Origin of the sequence: Spiroplasma sabaudiense Ar-1343 (assembly GCF_000565215.1) — a bacterium.
Lineage (GTDB): Bacteria > Bacillota_I > Bacilli_A > Mycoplasmatales > Mycoplasmataceae > Spiroplasma_B > Spiroplasma_B sabaudiense.
Map to the genome: position 1 here is coordinate 578,920 of NZ_CP006934.1, position 23,116 is coordinate 602,035.

The window sequence follows — 23,116 nt, forward strand, 5'->3', positions numbered from 1 at the left end:
TCTATTGGCCGCAATTATAAAATACTTTTGCTTGAATTAGTATTTACATATTTATTATCTTTATATGGCAAAAAACTAAACGAATACAAGAAATCAATTAAAAGCAAAATCTTTAAAACATCATTATAGCAATGTTGACGAATTAGTTTTATATCCTTATTTAGTTCTTTATATTCGTTCAAACTGCATGTTTTATAACTGTAAAATTTTAAAGCACTACAAGAAAGTTCATAAACGTCTTTTTCTTCGTCAAAATTATATTCATTAATTTCCTTCATATAATCAAAGAATTTTTTCAATCCTGGAAGCGCAATTGTATCTTCCCCAAATTGCCCTGGTTTTAAATAGTTTTTAACATAAAATTCCCTACCATCTTTATCATAATTTGAAAAAGAAATTGATTGTTCTAAGGGGGGGTATATATCAAAAGAATTTAACTCTGGTAGTTGGTTTTTACTATTAAATTTAAATAAATCAATTTTTTTATTTTTAAATAACGTGTGGTACTTTGCTGCTCAATCACGAATAATTTTGTTATCATTGGTTCCCCCAGCAACAATCATCGTGCGAATTCTCTTTTTTATACAATTTGATAAAAAGCTTTTTACCATTTTTTCATACTGCAACTCAAAATCATATTTACTGTCATTATAGCCACGCTTTAAAGAGACAGATTTAATTGATTTTGTATTATCCCTTGTTGTAATTTCCTTTAGGTTACTAATAAACGAATACTGAAAAACGGTGACTACGTCCTTTCTTTCATCGTTATACAACTGATTAAAATCATTATTACTGCGATCGTGAGAATGATTAAAAAACTCTGTATCGATTACAATTGCTGGAAATTTAATTTGAGATAAATACCCTTTTAACTTACTTTTATCAACATTAAAGAATTGATGCTCATTTAAGTAGAATTTACCATCAATTTGTGAAATTGAATGTTTTTTCATAATACCACACTCTCTAAATAAATAATAACAAAAAATTTTAACTTTTTTAAAGTAATATGTTATAACATTTAAGTAAGAATATGAGGAATAAGCGTGGGAAATGAAGAAAAACAAATTAATTTAAAAACTTTTTTAGATAAAGTCGGTTTAGTTTGATTTAGAAAAAATTTGGCAAGAAAAATTGAAGTTTTTAGACTTGATTTTTTAGAAGCATCAAATGAAAAAAGTGATAATCCATTTACCCCTCCAACAGTACTACCAATTACAACGCAATCAATTGATAATGTTACTGGTGAGTTCAAGGACTTGTTGGCTGAAATGGATTCAATTGATGAAGTCCAAGATTTTGCAAATAAGAGTAATAATATTTTTGAGTTAACTAATATGTTTGCAAATCAGGGATCAAATAAATATGCGGAAAACCTGATGCAAGAATTGATGGATAATCAAATTGAAATTGAATCGCTGGTTGTAAAAGTTCAGATTGAAACAATTTTTAAAATACTTTTAAAAAGCTTAGAAATGACTAATGAAATAGCTAAAAAAATTGGTGAAGAAACTTCAATTAGATTAGTGGATATTGATGATTTAAAATACTTAATTAATTTGAGCATCAAGAAATCACTAGATAGTTTTGATGTTTGAATAAGTAAGAATTATCAAGAATTAGAGCACTTTAAAGAAGAGCTAAAATCATTAAAAGAAAATGAATTTGATTATGAAAAAAATCTTCAAAATGCCGAGATTATCGTGCTTTACTTTAAACAATTTAAAATTAAAGAAGTAACTCAAGATTTTGAAAAAAGCGCTTCAGAAAATGAGCTAAAAATTAACCAAAGCTCTGCTGACAAATTTATTAACTTTACTGAAGGAGCTCAACTTGCAAGCGATATAAAAAATAAATTGGATTTAGCTATTGAAATTCTTAAAGAATATAATAAATTAAAAAACATAAAAAAATAACTAGTTCTCTTGTCAGGTACTAGTTTTTTTATATTTAAATTACTAAACGCTGGTTATTGAATAATTGGCTTTGATGTTATTGGCTTTTGTAATTAACTTTACGGTAAAGCCCTTTTCGTTTTCTAAATTCTCATCATCCTTGAAAACAAATTTTTCAATTTCTATCGAATTGTCAATCCCTAATTTTTCAGCAGCCAACTCATAATTTTTTATAATTTCTTCAATATCTGATTTGCTTGTTATAATTTCAAACTCGTTAATTTTTTCTTTATTTTTTATTTTTAAAGAATTGTCAATTGAGTTAACCAAAATAGAATTTATAAAATCAAAAACTTTTCCAGAACTAGCCAAATAGTAATTATCAGTTGTCATGAAATCCAATAAAATTTTACCGGTTTTTTTTCAGCCATTTGAAATAGTTAAGGCCATAACAGTTTTTACTTGAACTTGAGGCTCTAATTTCTCATCTTCAAAATTAAAAAATAAATCTTCTACAAAACTATTTTCTAATGTTAAAGTTATTCCAGTAAAGTCATAGATATAAGCGGCTTCATTGACTGGTTTTACATTGCTTGCTTTTGCCAAATCTGAAATAAATTGTTGATTTTTATTATTTAGAGCCTTAAAATCTGATTCGCTAATTCGCCCATCTTGAATTAAAAAAACCCCAATGTTTGTTTCAAAATTTGAGTGATAAAAATATTTATTCTTAATGGTTAAATATTCAAAAATAATTGGCTCTAATTTTTCAGAAGACCTTTTGTACAATAAATCGATTACATCTGAATCAGCCTCAGATGAGACAGAAACCAATTCATCAACGGCTTCGCAAGAAACACTTAAAGCAGAACTTGTTAATAAAGTCACCGAAAACCAAATACTATATAACATCTTTTTCATTTTAAACCTCGTTTTCAATAATCATGTTTTCAAAATAAATTTTATCGATTAAGCTTTCTTCAACTTGAATCATTGAATTTATTTCTATAACATTTTCTTCGCTTAAAGAATAAACTATTTCATTTTTATAATTAAAAAACATTGTCAAAAAATCGTTTATGTCTTTACATAATTTATTAAAGTTTTCTTCAACATTACTTGTATTACCATTAACAATTATTTTTAGCGAGTTTGAAACATCGTCAAATTCAAAAACTGAATTAAAATTTTCCAATTCAATTTGTTTATCATTAACTTGCTGATTGATTAGAAAATCTATGGCTCTTTTAAAAAACTTTTTATCTATTGGTTCATTTTCAATAATTTCAAATCAATAGTTATCAAAATGATTTTGATCTTTTTTTAATTCCAAGTAGTTATGCGATGTCAAAAAAAAGCTTTTGTTTTCTTGATCTTTCAATGAAATCGAAAAATTTTGCACGTTTGTTTGGTTTAAGATTTCAGAATTTGAAAAATCATACCTAACAAGAAAATCGCTATTTCCCAAATAATCTTGATTTGGAATAACTTGAAATTGTTTGGCAATTTCATCAATTGCATTTTGAACCATTTTTTTTAGTGCAGGTGAATTTTCTCCACCAGCTTCACGATAAATTTCATTAGTTACCTTAATTCCTAAATATTTTGAATCATCAAAAATTAATGCTTCGTTATTATATGAAAAACTTTTTCAATCACGACTAAGACTTACTTGATCAAATAATTCTGTAGCTTCAAAATTTCTTGAATTTGAAAAATTATCTAATTTTTTTTCATAAATTTTTCATGACTGAAAACCAGGAAATATTAAACTAAATGCATTTTTAAAATTTTTTATATTGTCTTGATTTTCTTCAACCGGATCAAAACTACAAGCAACAGCTTGTAATGAGAGACCAACTATCAAATTTGTTGCTAAAAATAAACTAAGTATTTTTTTCATTTCTTGACTCCTAATATTAAAAAAATCGATTCACTGATATGGAACTTGATATATAACTTGCATAAAGCTCAAAATTACTTCTCGGAAAGTTTATGTAACCATCATTAAAATTTATTGTTATAAATAACAAGCTCATTAGTAAAAAATTAGATTGAGGATTCAATCATTCTTCAAAATTTTTTTCTAAAATTTTTTTTCATTTAAAGTACTTGCAATAAAATCGCGAAACAACAAAATCCCCTTTTTTAAATGATTTTCCTTTATCCAAATGTAAATATCTTCTTTTAAAAATTCATTAATATTTTGGTCGATTATAGTCGAATCAAATACTTTTGAAATATTTGACAACGCTTCATAGTAGCTTCGAAAAATAATTTTCTCTTCAATTATTGAATCATTTGAGTTTTTATGTTTAATTAAAACAAAAAAAGAATTTTCAGGAAAGTTAATTTTAGATAAATTCTTTGACACTAAATTAATTTTATCCATATTTACCTCAACATTATTATTATACACAATTAATTTGATAATGAAATTTACAAAATTAATTTTAATTGAGTTAAAATAAATAGAAGAAAGAAGGTATCAAAATGAAGAAAGCTCTTCTAATAGTTGATTTTCAATATGATTTTGTAAATCCAAACGGTAGTTTGTTCGTTCCTGGAGCTGATAAGATTGGGCCCTATATCGAATCATTAATGGATGAATTCAAGGGCAACGATAATATAATAATTGCTTCAAAAGACTGACACCCAAGTAACCACTACTCTTTTAAACAATGAGGAAATCATTGTGAACAAGGTAAAATTGGATCAGAATTAGTTTTGAACTTAGAAAAAATTGATTATACGATTTTAAAGGGTCAAGATGAAAATATTGAAAGTTATAGCGCTTTTTTTGATGAAAAAGGCAACTCAAACGGTTTAAATGAACTACTTCAAAAACTAAAAATTATTGAAATTACAATAGTTGGAGTTGCAACCGACATTTGTGTTGCAAATACAGTTTCAAGTGCTGTGAAGTTGGGTTATAAAACGAATTTAGACTTAAACGGCTGTGCAGGGTTTAATAATATCTTAACTTTATAAAATATTTAAATATTTTATAAAGTTATAATGAACTAATAAAAATCCCATTCAAAAGATGAATGGGATTTTTATTTTATAATATAGTAAATTTAGTTATTTATTTTAGTTCCGCTAATTCCTTTAATAACATCGGCAACTTTTTCTAGATTTCCAATTACTGCAACATTTTTTGAGCTTTGTTTTACAAAACTTATGGCAGCTTCTACTTTTGGCAACATACTTCCCGAAGCAAACTGATTATCCAAAATATATTTTTCCAATTCTGCAACTTTAATATTGGTTAATTTCTCTTGGTTTGGTTGGTTGAAATTAATCATAATATTATCAACAGCAGTTAAAATTATTAGTTGGTCAGCGCCAATTAACTCCGCCACTTTTGCCGCAGCAAAGTCTTTATCAATCACAGCGGCAATTCCAGTTAGACTTTCATTTTCTTTGAAAACCGGAATTCCACCCCCACCAGCTGCAATAGGGATAAATCCACTATCAACAAGACTAATTAAAATATCCTTTTCAACAATATCGATTGGTTTTGGAGAAGCAATTACCCTTCTTCACCCTCTTCCTGAATCCTCTTTCATATTTCAATTATTTTCCTTTGAAAGTTTGTCAGCCATTTCTTGATCATAAAATGATCCTATTGGTTTTGATGGATTTTTAAAAGCTAAATCATTTTTATCAACTAAAGTTTGGGTAATGATACTTACAACACTCTTTTTAATTTTTCTATGATTTAACTCATTTTTTAAAGCTTGCTGCAAGTGATACCCAATATATCCTTCGCTCATACTTCCACATTCAGGAAAATCCACAACAGGAGATTTAGAATCGGTTTTATGTGCAATATCAAACCCCAAATTAATCATTCCAACTTGTGGACCATTTCCGTGAACAATTACTAATTGATTGCCAGAGGCTATAATGTTTGCTAAATGCTTAGCGGTATTTTTAACAATTTGTTTTTGTTCTTCAGGACTATCACCAAGTGCATTTCCCCCAATTGCTACAACAATTTTGCTCATTTTTAAATGTCTCCTTTATTAAAAAAATATCACACACAATAGTGTGTGATATTTAATTTATTCTAAAATATCGGTGATGGTAGTAATGAACCAACACTTAATAATACAATTGAAATTAATACAGTTCCTAGTATATAAATTCAAGCACCTTTAAATAGTTTTGAATATTCAATTTTGGCAATTCCCAATGCGCCCATAACTACTCCAGAAGTTGGAGTAAATAAATTTAAAGTTCCTGAGGCAAATGAAAATGCAGTAATTGAACCACTAGCAGCTCCTAAACCAATCCCTCCAGCTACTGGTCCTCACAATGGGAAAATTGCTGTTGCAAATCCAGAAGTTGACGGTATTAAGAATGATAATGGCAAGAATATTAAGAACGAAATTAAAACAAAACTAATTTGGTTTAATCCACCCAGTCCACTTGAAATACCTGAAATTATTAGAGTTTGTAGGCCGCTTGTGCTCATAATGAAACTAAGTCCAGCTGCTACTGCAATTACCAAACAAACTCCCAACATATCTTTGCTTCCTACAATGAATCCATCAACATAATCCTCTTCACCTTTTCAGTCTATTAAAGCAATAATTAACGAACTTATGATGAAGAAACAAGCTACTTCAGCAAGACCACCTTCACCAAATCCAGGAATTAAACCCGATAGGAAGAAAACATTTTTGTTGAATCATTCTCCAGCATCAGCGGCACCTGTGCCCCCGATAATGCTATCTCATCCCACTAAATATAAAATCATAATTAAAAATGTAATTAAAAAGACTACAAGTGATCCGATTCTTTTTTTGGTAAATTTAACTTGCTCAACAGATTCGCCAAGGAAGAAAATTTTGTCTTTTTCAGCTGTCTCAAAAACTACTGATTTTTGAGGATTTTTTTTAACACGATTTGCGTATCACATAATAAATCCTATTGTAAATAATGTAAATATAATTCAACTTATTCAACGGAAAGCCATCCCTGTACTTGTTGTTAATTGATCCACACCCGATGTGTCAACAGCCAAGCCAATTAAGAATGGATTGACTGTGGATGCAACAACTCCGGTTCCTGCACCAAACAAAACTATCATTAAAGCTGTAAAGCTATCAAATCCAGCTGCTATCATTAGCGGAATAACAATCATATAAAATCCTAAAGTCTCTTCTGCCATACCATAAGTAGATCCACAAAAACTAAAGAAAGTAACTAGAACGGGAATTACTCAAATTGCATTTTTACCTAATTTTCTAGTAATTGATTGAGTAAAAGCTTCCAAAGCTTTAGTTCTCATTACAATGTTTAAGAATCCTCCTAAACATATAATAAAAATAATAATTTCAGCTTTATCAACAAATCCTTTTGTCATTGCTAGGAAAATATCAAATAAACCTGTTCCTTTTACATTTTGAGTTATAGTTTCTCATTCATTTGGAATTGGATTACCAGATCCATCTGACTCCCAAGCTATTGGACGTCTTAAATCGTAAGTTCACCCCGAGAGACTCCCGATTCATGTGAATATAACAACAACCAATAAAATGAAAAATAATATCGTAAATGAAGTTGGCATTTTAAATTTAAATTTTTTGCCAGGCTTCGAATTTTTATTTGCTTCAAATTCCGCAGATACCTTTTTTTCTTTACTTGTCATAAAAAACCTTTCTATCTTAAACGGATATAGTGCTTATTTTAAACAATAATCGCTTAAATTAATAGTTTTTTACTAAATTTTTTATTAATTTCCAATCATTGCTACCATTACGGCTTTAATCGAATGAACACGATTTTCAGCTTCTTCAAATACTACTGAATTTTTAGATCTGAATACTTCATCTGTAACTTCCATTTCTTTCAAGCCAAATTTATCAAAAATATCTTTTCCAACTTCTGTATTTAAATCATGGAAAGCTGGTAAACAGTGCATAAACAAAGCATTGCTTTTAGCTAGTTTCAATAATTCACTATTAATTTGATATGGTTTTAGTTCTTTAACACGGCTTTCTCAAACCTCTGCGGGTTCTCCCATTGAAACTCAAACATCAGTATATAAAACGTCAGCATCCTTAGCTGCCAATTTAGCATCCTCTGTAAACTCAATTTTTGCACCAGTTTCTTTTGCGATTGCTTGACATTCTTTCACCAATGCATCTTCTGGTCAATATTTTTTTGGAGCAGCTGCCACAAAATGCATTCCCATTTTAGCGGCACCAATCATTAGTGAATTACCCATGTTATTTTTAGCATCTCCAAAAAATACTAATTTCTTACCTTTAAGTTCTCCACGCTCTTCAATAATTGTCATAAAGTCGGCTAAAATTTGGGTTGGGTGGTATTTATCAGTTAGTCCGTTAAATACTGGAACCCCTGCATGCTCAATTAAAATTTCTACATCTTCTTGTTTATAACCGCGGAATTCAATTCCATCATACATTCTTCCTAAAACTTTAGCAGTATCCTCAACTGATTCTTTTTTACCCATTTGCGATCCGCTTGGACCTAAATAAGTAACTCTTGCCCCTTGGTCTAAAGCGGCAACTTCAAAGGCACAGCGAGTTCTAGTTGAATCTTTTTGAAATAGTAGACAAATGTTTTTTCCAGTTAATTTAGGAATTTCGTTGCCTGCATATTTAGCACGTTTTAGATCTCTTGCTAAATCTAATAAATATCTAATTTCTCTTGGTGAGAAATCAAGTAAAGTTCTTAGACTTCTTCCTCTTAAATTTAATGCCATATTTTTTCTCCTTGCTTTTGATTGTTTGTTAAATATCTTCTCTAATTAATGGCATTGTCATACATCTTGGACCACCACGTCCACGAGATAATTCACTACTTGGTGTTGTAATTACTTCGACTCCAGCTTTTCTTAATAAATCAATGGTTACTCAATTTCTCTCGTAAGCAATAACTTTCCCTGGAGCAATTGTAATTACATTGGTTCCATCATTTCACTGTTCTCGTCCAGCAGCGATTTCATCTTCTCCACCACACTTAATCAGTTTAACCTCATGACCAATAGTTTTGCTTAAAAAACTAACCAAAGAATCTTTAATTTCTTTTTTACCTTCTTTGGTTACTTCAAAAATTTTAAATTCACTAATTGCGTCAAAAATTAGTGGGTGCACAATAAATTTATCAAAATCAATATTTGTAAATACTGTATCTAAATGCATATAACTTCTTGTTTTTGGTAAATCTAATACAATAATTTTTTTAAATGTTTCTTCACCCTTAAATAAGTTTTTAGCCAATCTGTCAACGGCCTCATGACTTGTTCTTTGCGAAACTCCAATAATTAAAGTTTCGTGATTTAAAACTAGGATATCTCCACCTTCAATATAATCTTCATATTCTCTTTGATAAACTTTTTCTACATTTCCTTTATAGTCTTTGTGGTTATCAAAAACAAAATCAGGGAAAATAGTTTCTCGGTTTCTAGTTTCACTTCACATTTTATGAATTGTCACCTTATTACCAACAGAGGCAAAAGGATCACGTTGGAATAAAACGTTTGGTAGTGGATCTGCGATAAATGGATACTCTGATTTATCTTGTTGATCTAGCTCAATTTTTTTTGTTCCCCCAATCATTTGTTTAACCATTTCTAGATTATTCATTTTTGATAAAAATTGTTTAAAGTCGCTGATGTATTTTTTATCAACTTTAGCTTCACTAATAAACTTATCAATAAAACCCTCTCTTAAACCTGGATTTTGGTCCAAGGCTTCAGCTGTCAAATTTTCTATGTATTTAACAATAATGCCATTATCCCGCATAATTTGTGTAAATTTATCATGCTCCTCTTGGGCTACTTTTAAAAATGGAATATCATCAAATAGCAACCTATCTAATAAATTTGGTGTTAAATTTTCGACTTCATTTCCTGGTCGATGTACTAAAACCTCTTTTAGTTTTCCTATTTCTGAAAATACGTTAATTTTACTCATTTATTTCCCTCCTTAATTTTTAAAGATGTCTTCATTACTCACCCCCATTTATTCTTATTATTGCACTTTAAAATTTAAAAACAATAATTTTATGGAAATATTTCTATTTTTTTAATTATATATTAATAAAAATTATTTTTTAAAATAAAAGTAATACCTTTGTCTGTTAACATTCGTCCCTTTGAGGTTCTTTTTATTAAGTTTTGAATTAAAAGCGGAGGTTCAACAACCGATAAAATAACTGAAACCGGTGTTGAAATTATGTGGGCGATTGTTTCAACCCCAACTGGTTGATATTCTTTAACAATGCTTAAATAATTAACATCCATTTCATTCAGACCATATTCAAAAATATTCATTTTTAATAAAATCTCTTTAATTCTGGATTCTGATAAAATTTCATTGTCTTCATAAATAATATAATCATGAATTCGTTTAAGCAAGTTAATGGCAATTCGAGGAGTTTGCTTACAATAACTTGACAAAATATCAGAAAATTCGCTTGTAAAATTTAAATGGATTTTTTTTGCAGCCGAGGAAATGATGCTACTAATTTCGCTTTTGGAATAATTTTTGAGGTGAAGATTAATTGCAAATCTATTAGTAAATGGGACGGGAAGCTTATTTAACTCTGTTGTTGCTACAATAATTGTCACTTCTGGAATTTTTAAATTAATGATTTTAGAGTTATAATCTTTGCCAATAATAAGACTCATTTTATTTTCTTCCAAAACAGGGTACAAAATTTCTAATACCTCTTTGTTAACGGCATGAATTTCATCAATAAATAAGACCTCCTTTTCTTTAACCATAGTTAAAGTGGAGATTAAATCACTGGGTTTTTGTAAGCTTGGTCCATTTAGAATATGAATTTTTTGGTTCATGACATGAGCAATTAAATAAGCAAGCGATGTTTTTCCCATTCCACTAGGGCCGTGAATTAAAATATTATCAAGACTTTTATTTTGAGTTTTTGCTGAACTAACATAGACTTTTAAATTATTTATAACACTTTCTTGACCGAAATAGTCCTTTCAGTTTTTTGGTCTAAATGACTGAATGCTCATTTTCAACCACCGTTTCTAAGACTCTTTGAAACATTTCATCTAGTTTCAAATTTTGATTAGTCTCTTTTATTGCTTGATATATAATTTGTTGATTATAACCTAGTTTTTGCAAACTCTCGATGACATTTAATTGTTTGCTATTATAAGTTACTTTAAAAAATACTTTTTGTAAATCTTGAATAATAATTTTTGATGTAAAAGCTCCGATGCTCTTTAATCCCTGTAATTGATCAAAGTCATTATTTTTAATTATTTCCAAAAACTCAAAATAACTGAAATTTTTCATCAATAATTTTGCAGTTTGAATCCCCACTGTTTTTATTTTTATTAGCTCATTAAATAATTTTTGACTATCCGAATTTAAAAAACCATAGTAACTTGTTTCAAACTCAGAACTGACCTTAGAAAAAAATACCTTTGTAATACCAGTTGCAGATAACGGACTGCTTACCCCTTTTATTTGAAAATAATTTAGTTGATAACCAATCTCCATTTTACTTTCAATGATAAAAGTTTCGCCTTGAATCGAAACTATTTTTCCAATTATATAGTGCATATCTTGCCTTCCACATTTAATTCGTGGCAAAGTTAAAATTCTTACAAAAAAAGAAAAATTTGGGAATTACCCAAATTTACGATTTTGTTTTTGTTTATAAATACGTTTTTCTTTTTTACTTAAGTGATATTCACGTTTACGAGCTTCTGCTTTATTTGCTGAAGCAACTTTTTGAAAACGTTTTAATGCTTTTTCGATTGGTTCACCTTCGTGTAAAGTAACACTAGCCATCTTTTTCAACTCCAATTCAATTAAATTTTATAAAATTTGTAATATTTTTTCAACTAAAATTGAAAAAAATTTAAAAAATTTTTTTTGCCTTTAAAGGATGCAAATTAGAGTTTTTTTAGTAAAATCATTAAAAGATTGTGAGAAAACACTGTGAAAAAAATTAATTTAATTGTAACTGGTGGAATAGCTGCGAGCAAAAGTAAAGATCTATACCTTCTTCTAAAAGAAAAATACGAAGTAGCAGTTATCTTAACAAAAAATGCTAAAAAATTTGTTAATTTTGAAGGTATCCAAACCCATGAAGAAATTTTTGACTCTGAATTTTATGAACCACATTCAACAGGGCAACATATAAATAAAACTTTAGAGGCAGACTTAAATATCGTCTATCCTGCAACGTACAATTTTATCGGTAAAATTGCAAGCGGAATCGCCGATGATTTAGCGACTTTAATTTTTGCAGCAAGTGCTCATAAAACATGATTATTTCCAAGTATGAACGATCGAATGTATAATAATGCAGTTTTTCAAATTAACAAGCAAAAATTGAGCCAAAATCCCTTGATTAAATTTTTTGAGCCAAATTATGGGCGATTAGCTAGTGGTCATTTTGGAATCGGAAGAGCACTTGAACCAAGTGATGTTTTAAGTGCATTACAGACACCGATTTTATTTCCAAAATTAGCCAATAAAAAGGTTTTGCTTAATTTTGGTCGTACTCGCACCTACTTAGACAAAGTTCGCTATTTAACAAATGAAAGTTCAGGAAAGATGGGTTGAGAAATATTTCAGGCTTTAGAAAATAATGACTGTTGAGTTACTGCTGTTCACGGAGATTGTGATTTTTTAGTTCCTAAAGCGAATAATTTATTTTATGCTTCAACAAACATAAAAATGCTCGAGCTTATGGAGTTGCAATTTGAGCAAGCCAATATCGTTATTTGCTTGGCTGCTTTAAATGATTTTCAAACTACAAATCCTGTTAATGAAAAAATTGAAAAGCGTTTCTCAGGCAAAGAACTGCTTCAAGTCAATTTTGAACCTGCAATCGATGTTTTGAAAACCTTAGGAACCCATAAAACCAATCAGTTTTTAGTTGGTTTTTCACTTGCCAATTCTTTTGATTTACAAAAAGCTTGGCACAAAGTCAAAGAAAAAAACTTAGACTTATTAATTTTGAATTTGACTAGTGCAATGAGCAGCGAAAATAATCAAATAAAAATATTGGTCGCTAAATCAGGTCAAGTCATTGAATTTGATGAAATGGCTAAAACTAAAGTTGCTAAAATAATTTTAAAAACTATAAATGAATTAATTTAGTTTATTTTTTTGCATCATTTTCTTAAAATTTTGGTATGCTTGTTTTTCTTCTAACTGATTTTTTAAATGATTTTTATCCTTTTCAAAGATTAAGGCGTAAATCCAAAGCTCACTTCCATAAGTTAACTGAGTTTTATCTATTTTTATAAGGAAATAATTGTCTAGAAATTTAATACTCTCAACAAAAGGTTGGGATGTCAAAAAACCAACATCAATCTGGTTATTTACAGAAAAAAGCTTTAAAAACTCACCATCAACAACTCCCCTATCGGAACTACCCAACTCCCCTACCGAGGTTTTAAGCCTTTGATAAAGATTTTTCTCCCTACTGTATTCATTGAAAAATTGTGGTTCTGAAAAATTAGTACCTAGACTTGCTTTAAAGCGTGGTTTTTTATACAAGAAGTAAAAACTAACAAAACTAATAACCCCAAAGCCAATACCCAGGATTGGAATTAAATATATTCTTGTATTTTGACCTTGATTAACAACTGTTGGGAGAATTCCATTAATAATATAATCCATTAAACCCGTGGAAAAAGTCGACCCCACTTTTATCTCAAATAAGGTTGTCAACATCGCTTGAAGGCCTGCAAATGGGGCATAAAAGCCAAAATAAAGCAAAGGGTTGGCATATAAGAACAAGAACTCAATTGGTTCAGTAATCCCCATTAGACTTGACATTAAGATTGCTGTAAGATAATAGCCACGATTTGCTTTACGCTGTGACTTATCTAAATTTAAAAATAATGCTAGAGCAATTGCTGGTAAAACAAACATTGAGTTAGTAAAGCCCCCAGATGTAAAACGGGTAATCTTTAAACCAGCATCTCAAAAGTCATCAACATTAACCCAAGAATTATTTAAAGCAAAAACTCCTGCAATTTGATCTCCTTGCGCACTTCAAAAGTCAGTTCCTGTTCCTTGTCATCATAGATCAACTTGGGGTGAAAAACTTTCAAAACCATGCTCAGCTAAAGAAAACTTAACTGCTGCAATTAATTGTTCATTGACTAAGTTTCTATCAATTAATCAACTCCCAAATAGCCCTTCAGGGTTTTCACCAATTCCATTTCCAACAAATTTTTCTAAAATTTGGTACTGATAGTCAATCAAACTACCCCCAACACTTGTTCACCAAAATGGACCGTGTCAAATTACTTGACCTTGAATAATTACTAAAAACCTTTGAATTGTTTTAAAAATTAGTGAGTCAATTCCAAACGGTAATTTTGTTGTTCACTGACCAAATAAATTCAGTCCTAAAACAACTCCAGGTCATATTAAAATAAATAGCACTGCTAAAAAAATGGTCACCAAAGGCATTATCAAAAGTACGAATCGCTCCTTGGCAAACAAGTTTAAGCCTTGGGGTAATGTAATATTTTTAAACTTGTTATAAACAACAATAACAATAACACCAACCGCCAAACCACCAAAAACACCAGTTTGCATTGTTGGTATTGCAAAAAAATAATCCAGCAAAACTTTAGCACTCTGATTTTTATAAAATCAAAGATTAACAGTTCCATCCCCATTATTTTTAATAAAAGCACCAATAAAGCTGATGAAAATTAAATAGCTTAATACCGCAGCCATGACTGCAAAGCCCTTATTCTTAGTGAAACCAATAACAATGGCAATACAAAAAAATAATCCTAAATTTTTGAACAAGACATTTCCAAGAAAATTGAATACTTTCACAAGTTGGTCTTGGTTATCAGAAACATTTGTAATAATATTGGCGATTGATAAGAAGAGTCCAAAAATTGGCATTAAAATAATTATCGGAAATAAACTAGATCCAATCTTTTTAAAAAATGATGTCGGACTAATTTTATTAAAATCTTTAATTGCAAATTGAGATAAATTTTTTTCATTTTCCATAATATTGTCCAACCAATTCTTGTATTATTATACAAAAAAAATCTCTTTCAAAGAGATTTTTTGTGATTAACTTATTTAATTGGGTTTTTACAAGTTCCAGTTTCTGATAATTCTTTAATGTTTTCAAAACTTGTTTCCACCATATTTTTGATGGCTTCATCAGTAAAGTAAGCAATATGGGGGGTTACAATAACACGCGGTCCCATATTGATTAACTCTTTATGAATTGCCACTGGCATATTATTCTTTCATTTTTCAAAGAAAAGTTCATCCTCTTTTTCAATTACATCTAAAGCAACTTGTTTAATGTGATTTGATTTCAATCCAGCTACTAAATCTTCTAAATTAATTAATTCCCCTCTTGAAGTATTAACAATTATTGCTCCTTTTTTCATTTTAGCAATCGAATCTTTATTAATGAAATGTAAATTTTTTCCTGGAATATAAGGAATGTGTAGTGAAATTACATCACTTGTTGCAAGTAATTCATCCAACTCTTTATATTCTAAAATCCCTTTTGCATTGTCGTTTTTAAAAACGTCATAACCAATTACATTGGCTCCCATTCCTTTTCAAGCTTTGGCAGTTTCCAAACCAATTCTTCCTGTCCCAATAATTCCGATTGTTGAATTTCTAGCTTCAGTTGAAAACATGTTTGAATCAACAGTGAAATCTTGGTTCTTAAACTTTTCATAAAAGTAAAAGTTATTTCTTAACATTGACATTCCCAATGAGAATGCTAATTCACTAATTGCATTTGGTGAATATGACGGAACATGACCCATTTTAAATCCAAGCTCTTGTGCTTTTGGAATATCGATGTGGTTAGTTCCAACTGTTCTAGTTAGTAAATACTCAATTCCAAAACCTTTAATAATTTCCAATCTTGGAGCAGTTGCATAACAGTTAGTCATTAGCAAAACTGCATCGTGTCCTTTAGCTTTTAAGACTGTCTCATCATTTAATAGTTCTTCAACCAAAGTTAGCTGATGCTTGTATTGCTCATTTATCTTATTAAAGATCACAGCCTCAACTTCTCTAACACCATAACAAATAATTTTCATTTTTTTCTCCTCTTAAAACAATAAATTTAGCTATCATAAATTTATTTATAAGCAAAAGCTTATAAATAAATTATATGATAAATTTTATAATTAATTCAATATATTTATTTTTTTTTTTAATAATTTTCGTTTATTTTGCCTTCAACAATCTGAACGCCACCGCTTGTTCCTAAGCGATCAGCTCCAGCTTCAATCATTTTAATAGCATCATCTAAATTTCTTACTCCTCCGGCTGCTTTTACTTTTGCCTGATTTTTGACAGTTTGTTTCATTAGTTTAACATTTTCAAGCGTTGCCCCAGCAGTTGAGAAACCTGTTGAAGTTTTAACAAAATCCAATTTTGCTTCAAGGGCCAACTGACAGGCTTTGATTATTTCATCTTGAGTTAGTAAGCAAGTTTCTAAAATTACTTTAACAACATTATTGGGCGCTGCTGCTTTAACAGCTTTCATATCTTCTAAAACAACATCAAATTGCTGGCTTTTTAAAGCCCCAATGTTCATTACCATATCAATTTCGGTGGCCCCCATTTTTAAAGCTTCACTTGTTTCAAAAGCTTTAACTGTTTTTGAGTTAGCCCCTAAAGGGAATCCGATGACTGTTGTTATTCCAATTTCTGTATTTTTTAATTGCTCTTGAGCTAAACTAACTCAATACGGATTAACACAAACTGTTGCAAAATTGAATTCTTTGGCCTCTTGACATAGTTTAATGATTTGAGCTTTTGTTGCTTCTGGTTTTAATAAAGTATGGTCGATATATTTATTTAAATTCATTTTAATTTTCTCCTATTTTCTCATGATTGCTTTCAATTAGATTTAAAACTCTGATTGCTTCAATGCTAATCTCTAAAAGGTAATCTCTTAAATTATATTCTTGATTATTAATCATTTCAATGAATGTTTGAATTTCAAAATCGAAAGCATCTTGATTTAAAAAGTTTTTCATTTCGGGATTTTTCAAATCATTATGATTGGTAATGGCAATTTCTGTAAGTCGAGTCAAATTTTGAAAAACCAAGGTACTAGAATCAGATAGTAGTTCACTACCAATTTGACCATGACTTGATTTTGAATTTGTAATTGAAACTAACGTATCGTTTTCGTGCTTCAAAATAACAACATTATTTAAAGCTACTCCGTTTGGTAATAAGTGAGCCATCGCCTTTACTTCTTTAACTGGACCAAATAAACTAATCGCTAATTCAACTGGATAAATTAGAGTATCGTAAGTGGAACCCTTTCCTAATTTAGCGTCAAATACTGATTCAAAGATTCCACCTTTAACTGAACTCATTCGACTCGAATATTGATTAAATGAAAGGTTTGCTAAAAAAGGATTATTTTCCTCAACTCAATCAACCAAATGTTTAAATTGTGGAAGGTGAATAGTTTTAAAAGCCTCCATTACAAAAACATTATTCATTGTTGCAATTTGACCCAGTTCCAAAGCTTGATGAGCATCTAAGGTTATTGGTTTTTCGATTAGCACATGTTTTTGTTGCAAAAGAAAATACTTGGCTTGCTCATAGTGCAATCCATTAGGAGAAGCGATGTAGACTGCATCAACTTCATCAACAATTGTTTCAAATTTATCAACAGCTTTAGCAGTTTTAATATCGTTATCCTTAATAAAAGTTTTGGCTTTTTCTAAAACTCGCGAATAGACACAAGTAATTTTCAAAGATATATTTTTTTTGGCAGCCCTTGCAAATTGACTGCAAATCTCACTAGTTCCTATTGTGGCAATTTTAATCATCAACATCTTCTCCTTCTAAAAACGGATTTTTTTTATTTGTTATCTGCTTTTCGGTTAAATTGGTTGGAATAATTGGAGGTAAATTTTTTTTAACTTTTTGCGCATCCTGATTTTTTTTAATTTGATTTTGACGATTAAAAAATATAATTTCATTGACTCGACTAAAAGTTTCTAAAATTGAAGCCCCGATACTAATAATCATTGCAGCAATTAAAAAACAAATTCCTAATGTTAAAATAATATTTTTTTCATTAATTGTCAGGGCAATACCAGCAAATATTAAACTCAGTCAATATGTTAATACCATTAACCCAAAAACTGTAATGATATAAAAGTTATCTTGTTTCTTTGGAACATACTGGGTTTTAATTTTTAAAAATAAAATTATTGCAATGTAACAACCTAAAAAAACCAAGCCTAAACTAGTTAAAACTCAAATAATCCGATCAATGATAAGAGCAGCTGCTAAATCGTCACTGTTTTTAGTCACTTTTAAAATTCCTAAGACAAAAACCATAAAAACGGTTAAAAAATAACTTGTATAAATAAATTTAGCGTAGACATAATTTTTGGGATTCATTATTTATTCTCCAAAGACAATTTTTCCTTCAGAAATTGTCTTCACAACTTTCAAATCTTTATCCAAAATTACTAAGTCTGCTAGTTTATTTAAAGCGATGCTCCCAGTTTGATCAAAGATTTGTAGCTGCTTTGCAGCGTTAATTGAAGTCATTTTAATTAAATCTGTCATTGAAAAACCACAAGTTTTTAAAAAGAAGCGCACATTGTAATCATAAGTTGCCCCAGCTCCAGCAAGAGTCGAAGTTCCTTTTAAAACCACTTTTATTCCTTCTTTTTCAACCTCTAAGCCTCCGAGTTTATAATCTCCATCTGGAAGCCCTTTAGCGTTCATAGCATCAGTGATAACAATAATTCCGTTTGGACCTTTAATTTTATAAATTAATTTTAGGGTTTCTGGTTGAATGTGAATGCCATCAGTAATAACTTCAACAACAACATCATCGTGTAATAAAGCAGCTGTTGCTAAACCTGGCTCGTGTTGGCTAACACCACTCATTCCATTAAACAAGTGGGTAATATGTCTAATTCCAATTTGATAGTCAGCTTCAAACTGACTTGCCCTCATATTACTGTGACCTGCACTTGGAATAATATTTTGACTTAATAAAAATTTTGTAAACTCACCATCTTGTAAGTCACTTGCATAAGTCACCATACGAATTGTATTATTTGCTAACTTCACCAATTCTTCCATTATCCCAATGTTGGGTGCCATCAATAGTTTTAGCTCGTGTGCTCCTTTTCGTTCTGGGGAAATAAACGGCCCCTCTAAATGTGCTCCAAGACATCGAGATTGAGATAAACCATTTTGCTGACTCATGAAGTTGCTAAATTCTTTTAAAATTTTTTGATTATCAGCAATACTATTGGTAACTGCCGCTTGTAAGTATTTTGTAATTCCTTCTTGGGCTACTTTTTGAGCAAAGTTATTGTAGCCAGCCACTGTTCCGGTTTCAAAATCAGTTCCATAACCTCCGTGAACATGAACATCAATAAATCCAGGCAATATTCACGAACCTTGAAGATCGATACCTGGTTCATCACATTTTCCTTCACCAATTTTTGTGATTTTTGTTCCCTCAACTTTTAAAAAACCTAATTCTATAATTTGATTTTCTAAAACAATTTTTGCATTTTTAAACAGCATTTTTAAACCCTCCGAATACTTATATGTTAAAGCAAATTAAAACAACTTTAAACCCCCTTCTTTGTTTTTTTAAAAAATAAAAAAAGCTATCTATTTAAAAATAAATAACTTTAAATAATTTTTTTAATAAAGAACGTCAATGATATTAGTCCAATTGTGATTGAAGTAATTGGGATTAAAACCGCAAAAGTTTCACTGTAATTAAATAAGTCCTTAAACCCAAGTCATAAAACTAATTGCACAATTACCCCGACAATAATTAATAGCACTTGCTGAAAAAACATAATTTTGTGTTGGGCAATCTTAACAATTTTTCCAATTAAAATTCTTTGAACTATTGTTGGAATAAAAGTTAAGACGGCAATAATTAGAACCACAGTTGTAACAATGAAATGCTCTGGTTGGCTATAGTCATGAATTACTCCTGGGGCCAGAATTGAAAGTGCAAAACCTCCAACTGCAACTCAAAATCATAAATTCTTAAATAACATTTCCCTAAATTCACGTTTTGTATAAATACCGCGATAATCAATTCAGTTATGGAAGTGTTGAATTTCATCGCGACTTTTATTTGAATACATTGCTGCAAAACGAAAGACAATTGCGTTAACAGCCACAATTGATGCAATTGGACTTAAAATTACCAAGAATACCAATGATGTAATTACCAATCCCTCGTTAACACTTCAGTTTTGAAAACTTGGTCCAAGCGAATTTAAATGGTCATTTATTCCTGAAGTCAACAGTCCAGTTAAATGAGAACTAAATAAATATTTTAGACCAGTTATATACTCAAAAACATGAATTAATTTAATATTAACGATTTGCTGGTTATTATGAGTTCCCCCTCAGGCACTAAGTATTCCTGAATCTTTAAGATTGGATTCCATTGATAAAAAAATAATAAATCCGATAGCCAAAAAAACAATAGCAGAAATTCCAGCCACATAAATAATTCACTGATTAATTTTTCTAATTTCATCATAGCGATATTGTTTGGTTCGATCAATAAGGATTTTATAGCAATAAATTCCTCCAAAAAAGAAAAAGCCAATAAAACTAATTGGTAATAAAATTACCAAAAATAGGACAAAACATCCAAAAACAAAAGGAACCCCAATTTTTATCATTCCATTAAACGAAAAGAAGCCCAAGGCGAAGTATGCTAAGGAGAACGGGTTTTGAACGTTGCTTGCAACAACATCTCAATAACCTTCATTGACTTCTCCACCATTGGGGCGAAGTTGGTTAAAAATAGCGTCACTGTCAATGGCTGGGACTAAACTAAAAATCACGATTAAACACAAGATAAAAAATGAAGTTGATGTTATTGTTGCTATTGTTAACGCTTTGTTTCTCATATTTATACCTCCATAATCTAAAAATTCTTTTGGATTTTTTCTACAAGAGTTGTTTTTCTCGAAGCGGTTATTTTCTCCAAACCTTTTCAAAATGACTCTTGGCTACCTATAATGTAGAGATTCTCTTTAGCTCTTGTAATTGCTGTATAAATAATTTTTTTTGTTAAAAAATAATTATTAGAACTAGGGTCTAAGATTAAAATCACATTGTTATATTCACTTCCCTGGCTTTTGTGAACACTAATTGCATAACTCAAAGTCAATTCTGAGAAATTGCTGTTTTTCAAGACAATATCACGATTATTAAATTCTACAAGGGCACTAGTGAATTTTTTATTTTCAAATTTTAAGAGGTTGATTATTCCCATATCACCATTTGAAAGTTCAAGAGTTGAGTCATTTTTTAAATACATCACTTTATCGTTTATTGCAAATTTCATTTCTCCCTTTTTAAAAATTTTATCACCTTTTAGTAAATTTCCATTAAATTTTTTTTGAATTATCGTGTTTAAATTATTAATCCCCAACTCCCCTTTATAATATGGACAAATCACTTGCAAGTAGTTTAAATTACCAACAGGTTGTTTTGCCACAAGAGCTTGATAAGTTTTAATTAAATTTTCTGAATTGATTTGATTATTTTCTTCAAATAAAAAATGAATGTTTTTCAAATTTTCAAATTCAAGATTTTGGGGTTGTCCTTGAGAAATGGCAGTTGCTAATTCAATAATTCCGTTGCGTTCTTTTTGACGAAAAATTTTTGTTAATTTAATTGTTGGAAATTTATTAGCAGTAATTAAATCCTCAAATAAATTCCCATAACTAACACTGGGAAGTTGTTCCACGTCACCAACTAAAACTAGTTTTTTAACAGGGCTTGTCCCTCGTAAAAAATCTGCAAATAAATGATTACTTAGCATACTGGCTTCATCTAAAATTATTAAATCTAAATCTAAAGGATTGCTGGCATTAATTTCAAAAACATCATCTCCACTAGCTTTCAATAGTTTATGAATTGTTGTTGCCTTAAAATTAGTTGTTTCTGTGATACGACTTGCTGCTCGACCCGTCGGTGCCCCAAGAGCAAAATTTTGAGATCCATAAATTTTTTGGTATAACCGCACCATCCCATTAATTACCATAGTTTTACCAGTTCCTGGTCCCCCAGTTAAAATTAAAATATTAGAACTTAAAAATGATTTCAATGCTGCTCTTTGAAAATCATCATATTGAAAATTTGGAATTTTAAAACTAGTTTCGATTTCTTGTTCGATTTCTTGTATTAAATCATCTTCACTAAAATTTTCAAGTGTTGGTTTTAAATTAGCTCGCGATGTAATTGTTTTGATTGTAGTAATAATTTCTTCCTCATCACTTCAACTTTCATCTGAGTAAATTTTGTGATTATCAAAAACTAAAGTTTTTTGATTTTTACAAAACACCAAAGCTTCAATAACAGTCTCTCGAGAAACTTGCAAGCGCTTTCTTGTTTCAGCAATCAAAACCTCAGAAGTAGTAAAAGTATGTCCAGTTGTAAATAAAATCTCTTTAATAATTTCATAAATTCAAGCTGAAATTCGAACGACCCCGTATTTCTCAACCCCAAAATAAAGGGAAACCCGATCAACTTCCAAAAATGGTTGAAAGCTATTTTTTCGCGAGTAACTATAAAAATCTGTTTTGAAAATTTCTAGGAGCTCATTTTTATCATCATGTCACTTTAGCATTTGATTTAAAAATGGCAGTCGCAAACCGTTCATTGTGAAAATCTCAACTAGTTCTTGCTCCTGATCCACTCGATTAACCACACTTGTAATTATTTCAATTGCACTGTGTGAAATATCTGGGACAGTTTTAATGATTTCAGGGTCTTGACGAATTTTTTTTATGGCATCAACCCCTAAAAAATCAACAATTTGCTCTGCGGTTTTTTTACCAATTGTTGGGAATAAATCAGATGACAAGAACCCAATTGCTTGTTTAATTGTTGTTGAGTCAGCGATTTTAAAAGAACTAACCTCAAGAGCTTGGCCGTATTTTGGATGGTCTTCTAAATTTCCTTGAATTTCATAAATGATTTTTGTTTGCATTTGACCAATCGGTCCTTTAATTCGCATTTGATGATTTTTATTATCCTCATCAATGAACAGACCAATTCCTCAGCCACTTTCATTAATAAATAAAAATTTTGATAAAAACCCGCGATATTTTTTAGTACTCATTGTAACCTCTTTTCTTAATTATAGTGAAAAACAAAAAAAACCGCACTTAAATTTAAATTTTAAGTCGG

At 29.9% G+C, this 23,116-nt stretch carries 22 protein-coding genes; 3 read left to right on the plus strand and 19 right to left on the minus strand.

The genetic code is table 4. The features are described 5' to 3' along the window. Positions 1-14 precede the first annotated feature (14 nt). Entirely contained in the window at positions 15-956 is a 942-nt protein-coding gene (locus SSABA_RS02640; protein ID WP_025251055.1) for a hypothetical protein, read from the minus strand. Between the two features lie 93 nt (positions 957-1,049). Between SSABA_RS02640 and SSABA_RS02645 the strand changes: the two genes are divergently transcribed. Next, entirely contained in the window at positions 1,050-1,919 is an 870-nt protein-coding gene (locus SSABA_RS02645) for a hypothetical protein (RefSeq protein WP_025251056.1), read from the plus strand. Positions 1,920-1,961: 42 nt separating this feature from the next. Here the strand turns inward: SSABA_RS02645 and SSABA_RS02650 are convergent, their stop codons facing one another. The 3 genes from SSABA_RS02650 to SSABA_RS02660 form a co-directional block, all read right to left on the minus strand. Further along, complete coding sequence (locus tag SSABA_RS02650; RefSeq protein ID WP_051464691.1) at positions 1,962-2,819, minus strand: hypothetical protein; 858 nt, start codon at positions 2,817-2,819, stop codon at positions 1,962-1,964. A gap of 1 nt (position 2,820) precedes the next feature. Beyond that, a complete protein-coding gene (locus SSABA_RS02655; RefSeq protein WP_025251058.1) occupies positions 2,821-3,801 on the minus strand; it encodes a hypothetical protein in 981 nt (326 codons plus the stop codon). 183 nt (positions 3,802-3,984) lie between these two features. After that, positions 3,985-4,290 carry a hypothetical protein gene (locus SSABA_RS02660; protein ID WP_025251059.1) on the minus strand — a complete coding sequence of 102 codons (306 nt, stop codon included), beginning with the start codon at positions 4,288-4,290 and terminating at the stop codon, positions 3,985-3,987. Positions 4,291-4,391: 101 nt separating this feature from the next. Here SSABA_RS02660 and SSABA_RS02665 point away from each other — a divergent pair, with 101 nt between their 5' ends. Beyond that, positions 4,392-4,889, plus strand: coding sequence for an isochorismatase family protein (locus SSABA_RS02665; RefSeq protein ID WP_038673646.1), 498 nt, complete (start codon positions 4,392-4,394; stop codon positions 4,887-4,889). A gap of 89 nt (positions 4,890-4,978) precedes the next feature. Here SSABA_RS02665 and arcC read toward each other — a convergent pair whose 3' ends face one another. From arcC to rpsU, 7 genes are all read right to left on the minus strand, one after another. Beyond that, a complete protein-coding gene (gene arcC, locus SSABA_RS02670) occupies positions 4,979-5,911 on the minus strand; it encodes a carbamate kinase (protein ID WP_025251061.1) in 933 nt (310 codons plus the stop codon). A 62-nt stretch (positions 5,912-5,973) separates the two neighbouring features. Beyond that, on the minus strand, positions 5,974-7,560 hold the full coding sequence (locus SSABA_RS02675; protein ID WP_038673648.1) for a YfcC family protein: 1,587 nt from the start codon (positions 7,558-7,560) through the stop codon (positions 5,974-5,976). Between the two features lie 84 nt (positions 7,561-7,644). Next, positions 7,645-8,640, minus strand: a complete 996-nt coding sequence (argF, locus tag SSABA_RS02680) for an ornithine carbamoyltransferase (RefSeq protein WP_025251063.1) — start codon at positions 8,638-8,640, stop codon at positions 7,645-7,647. 28 nt (positions 8,641-8,668) lie between these two features. Continuing rightward, the gene (locus SSABA_RS02685; protein WP_025251064.1) at positions 8,669-9,853 is read right to left on the minus strand and encodes an arginine deiminase; all 1,185 of its coding nucleotides are present in this window, start codon (positions 9,851-9,853) and stop codon (positions 8,669-8,671) included. 122 nt (positions 9,854-9,975) lie between these two features. Then, positions 9,976-10,920, minus strand: a complete 945-nt coding sequence (gene ruvB, locus SSABA_RS02690; protein ID WP_025251065.1) for a Holliday junction branch migration DNA helicase RuvB — start codon at positions 10,918-10,920, stop codon at positions 9,976-9,978. Further along, positions 10,901-11,476 carry a Holliday junction branch migration protein RuvA gene (gene ruvA / locus SSABA_RS02695; RefSeq protein WP_025251066.1) on the minus strand — a complete coding sequence of 192 codons (576 nt, stop codon included), beginning with the start codon at positions 11,474-11,476 and terminating at the stop codon, positions 10,901-10,903. Before ruvA ends, ruvB begins: the two co-directional genes overlap by 20 nt. Before the next feature lie 66 nt (positions 11,477-11,542). Next, positions 11,543-11,707, minus strand: coding sequence for a 30S ribosomal protein S21 (gene rpsU, locus SSABA_RS02700; protein ID WP_025251067.1), 165 nt, complete (start codon positions 11,705-11,707; stop codon positions 11,543-11,545). Positions 11,708-11,857: 150 nt separating this feature from the next. Between rpsU and coaBC the strand changes: the two genes are divergently transcribed. After that, positions 11,858-13,027, plus strand: coding sequence for a bifunctional phosphopantothenoylcysteine decarboxylase/phosphopantothenate--cysteine ligase CoaBC (gene coaBC / locus SSABA_RS02705; RefSeq protein WP_025251068.1), 1,170 nt, complete (start codon positions 11,858-11,860; stop codon positions 13,025-13,027). On the opposite strand, the gene SSABA_RS02710 is transcribed toward coaBC, so the two are convergent. From SSABA_RS02710 to recD2, 8 genes are all read right to left on the minus strand, one after another. Beyond that, entirely contained in the window at positions 13,019-14,914 is a 1,896-nt protein-coding gene (locus tag SSABA_RS02710; protein ID WP_025251069.1) for a PTS transporter subunit EIIC, read from the minus strand. The two genes, coaBC and SSABA_RS02710, sit on opposite strands and share 9 nt — an antisense overlap. 71 nt (positions 14,915-14,985) lie before the next feature. Next, positions 14,986-15,978 (minus strand): NAD(P)-dependent oxidoreductase, encoded by a 993-nt coding sequence (locus SSABA_RS02715; RefSeq protein WP_025251070.1) that lies wholly within the window; start codon positions 15,976-15,978, stop codon positions 14,986-14,988. A 116-nt stretch (positions 15,979-16,094) separates the two neighbouring features. Further along, positions 16,095-16,754, minus strand: coding sequence for a deoxyribose-phosphate aldolase (deoC, locus tag SSABA_RS02720; RefSeq protein WP_084655753.1), 660 nt, complete (start codon positions 16,752-16,754; stop codon positions 16,095-16,097). Position 16,755: 1 nt separating this feature from the next. After that, positions 16,756-17,736, minus strand: a complete 981-nt coding sequence (locus SSABA_RS02725) for a Gfo/Idh/MocA family protein (protein ID WP_025251072.1) — start codon at positions 17,734-17,736, stop codon at positions 16,756-16,758. Further along, complete coding sequence (locus SSABA_RS02730; RefSeq protein ID WP_025251073.1) at positions 17,729-18,316, minus strand: hypothetical protein; 588 nt, start codon at positions 18,314-18,316, stop codon at positions 17,729-17,731. The genes SSABA_RS02725 and SSABA_RS02730 overlap by 8 nt, the downstream gene beginning before the upstream one ends. Positions 18,317-18,319: 3 nt before the next feature. Continuing rightward, positions 18,320-19,465 (minus strand): N-acetylglucosamine-6-phosphate deacetylase, encoded by a 1,146-nt coding sequence (gene nagA / locus SSABA_RS02735; RefSeq protein ID WP_025251074.1) that lies wholly within the window; start codon positions 19,463-19,465, stop codon positions 18,320-18,322. A 110-nt stretch (positions 19,466-19,575) separates the two neighbouring features. Continuing rightward, a complete protein-coding gene (scm1, locus tag SSABA_RS02740; protein ID WP_025251075.1) occupies positions 19,576-20,826 on the minus strand; it encodes a motility-associated protein Scm1 in 1,251 nt (416 codons plus the stop codon). A gap of 17 nt (positions 20,827-20,843) precedes the next feature. Further along, positions 20,844-23,048: an SF1B family DNA helicase RecD2 gene (recD2, locus tag SSABA_RS02745; RefSeq protein WP_051464692.1), complete on the minus strand. Its 2,205-nt coding sequence runs from the start codon at positions 23,046-23,048 to the stop codon at positions 20,844-20,846. Positions 23,049-23,116 lie beyond the last annotated feature (68 nt).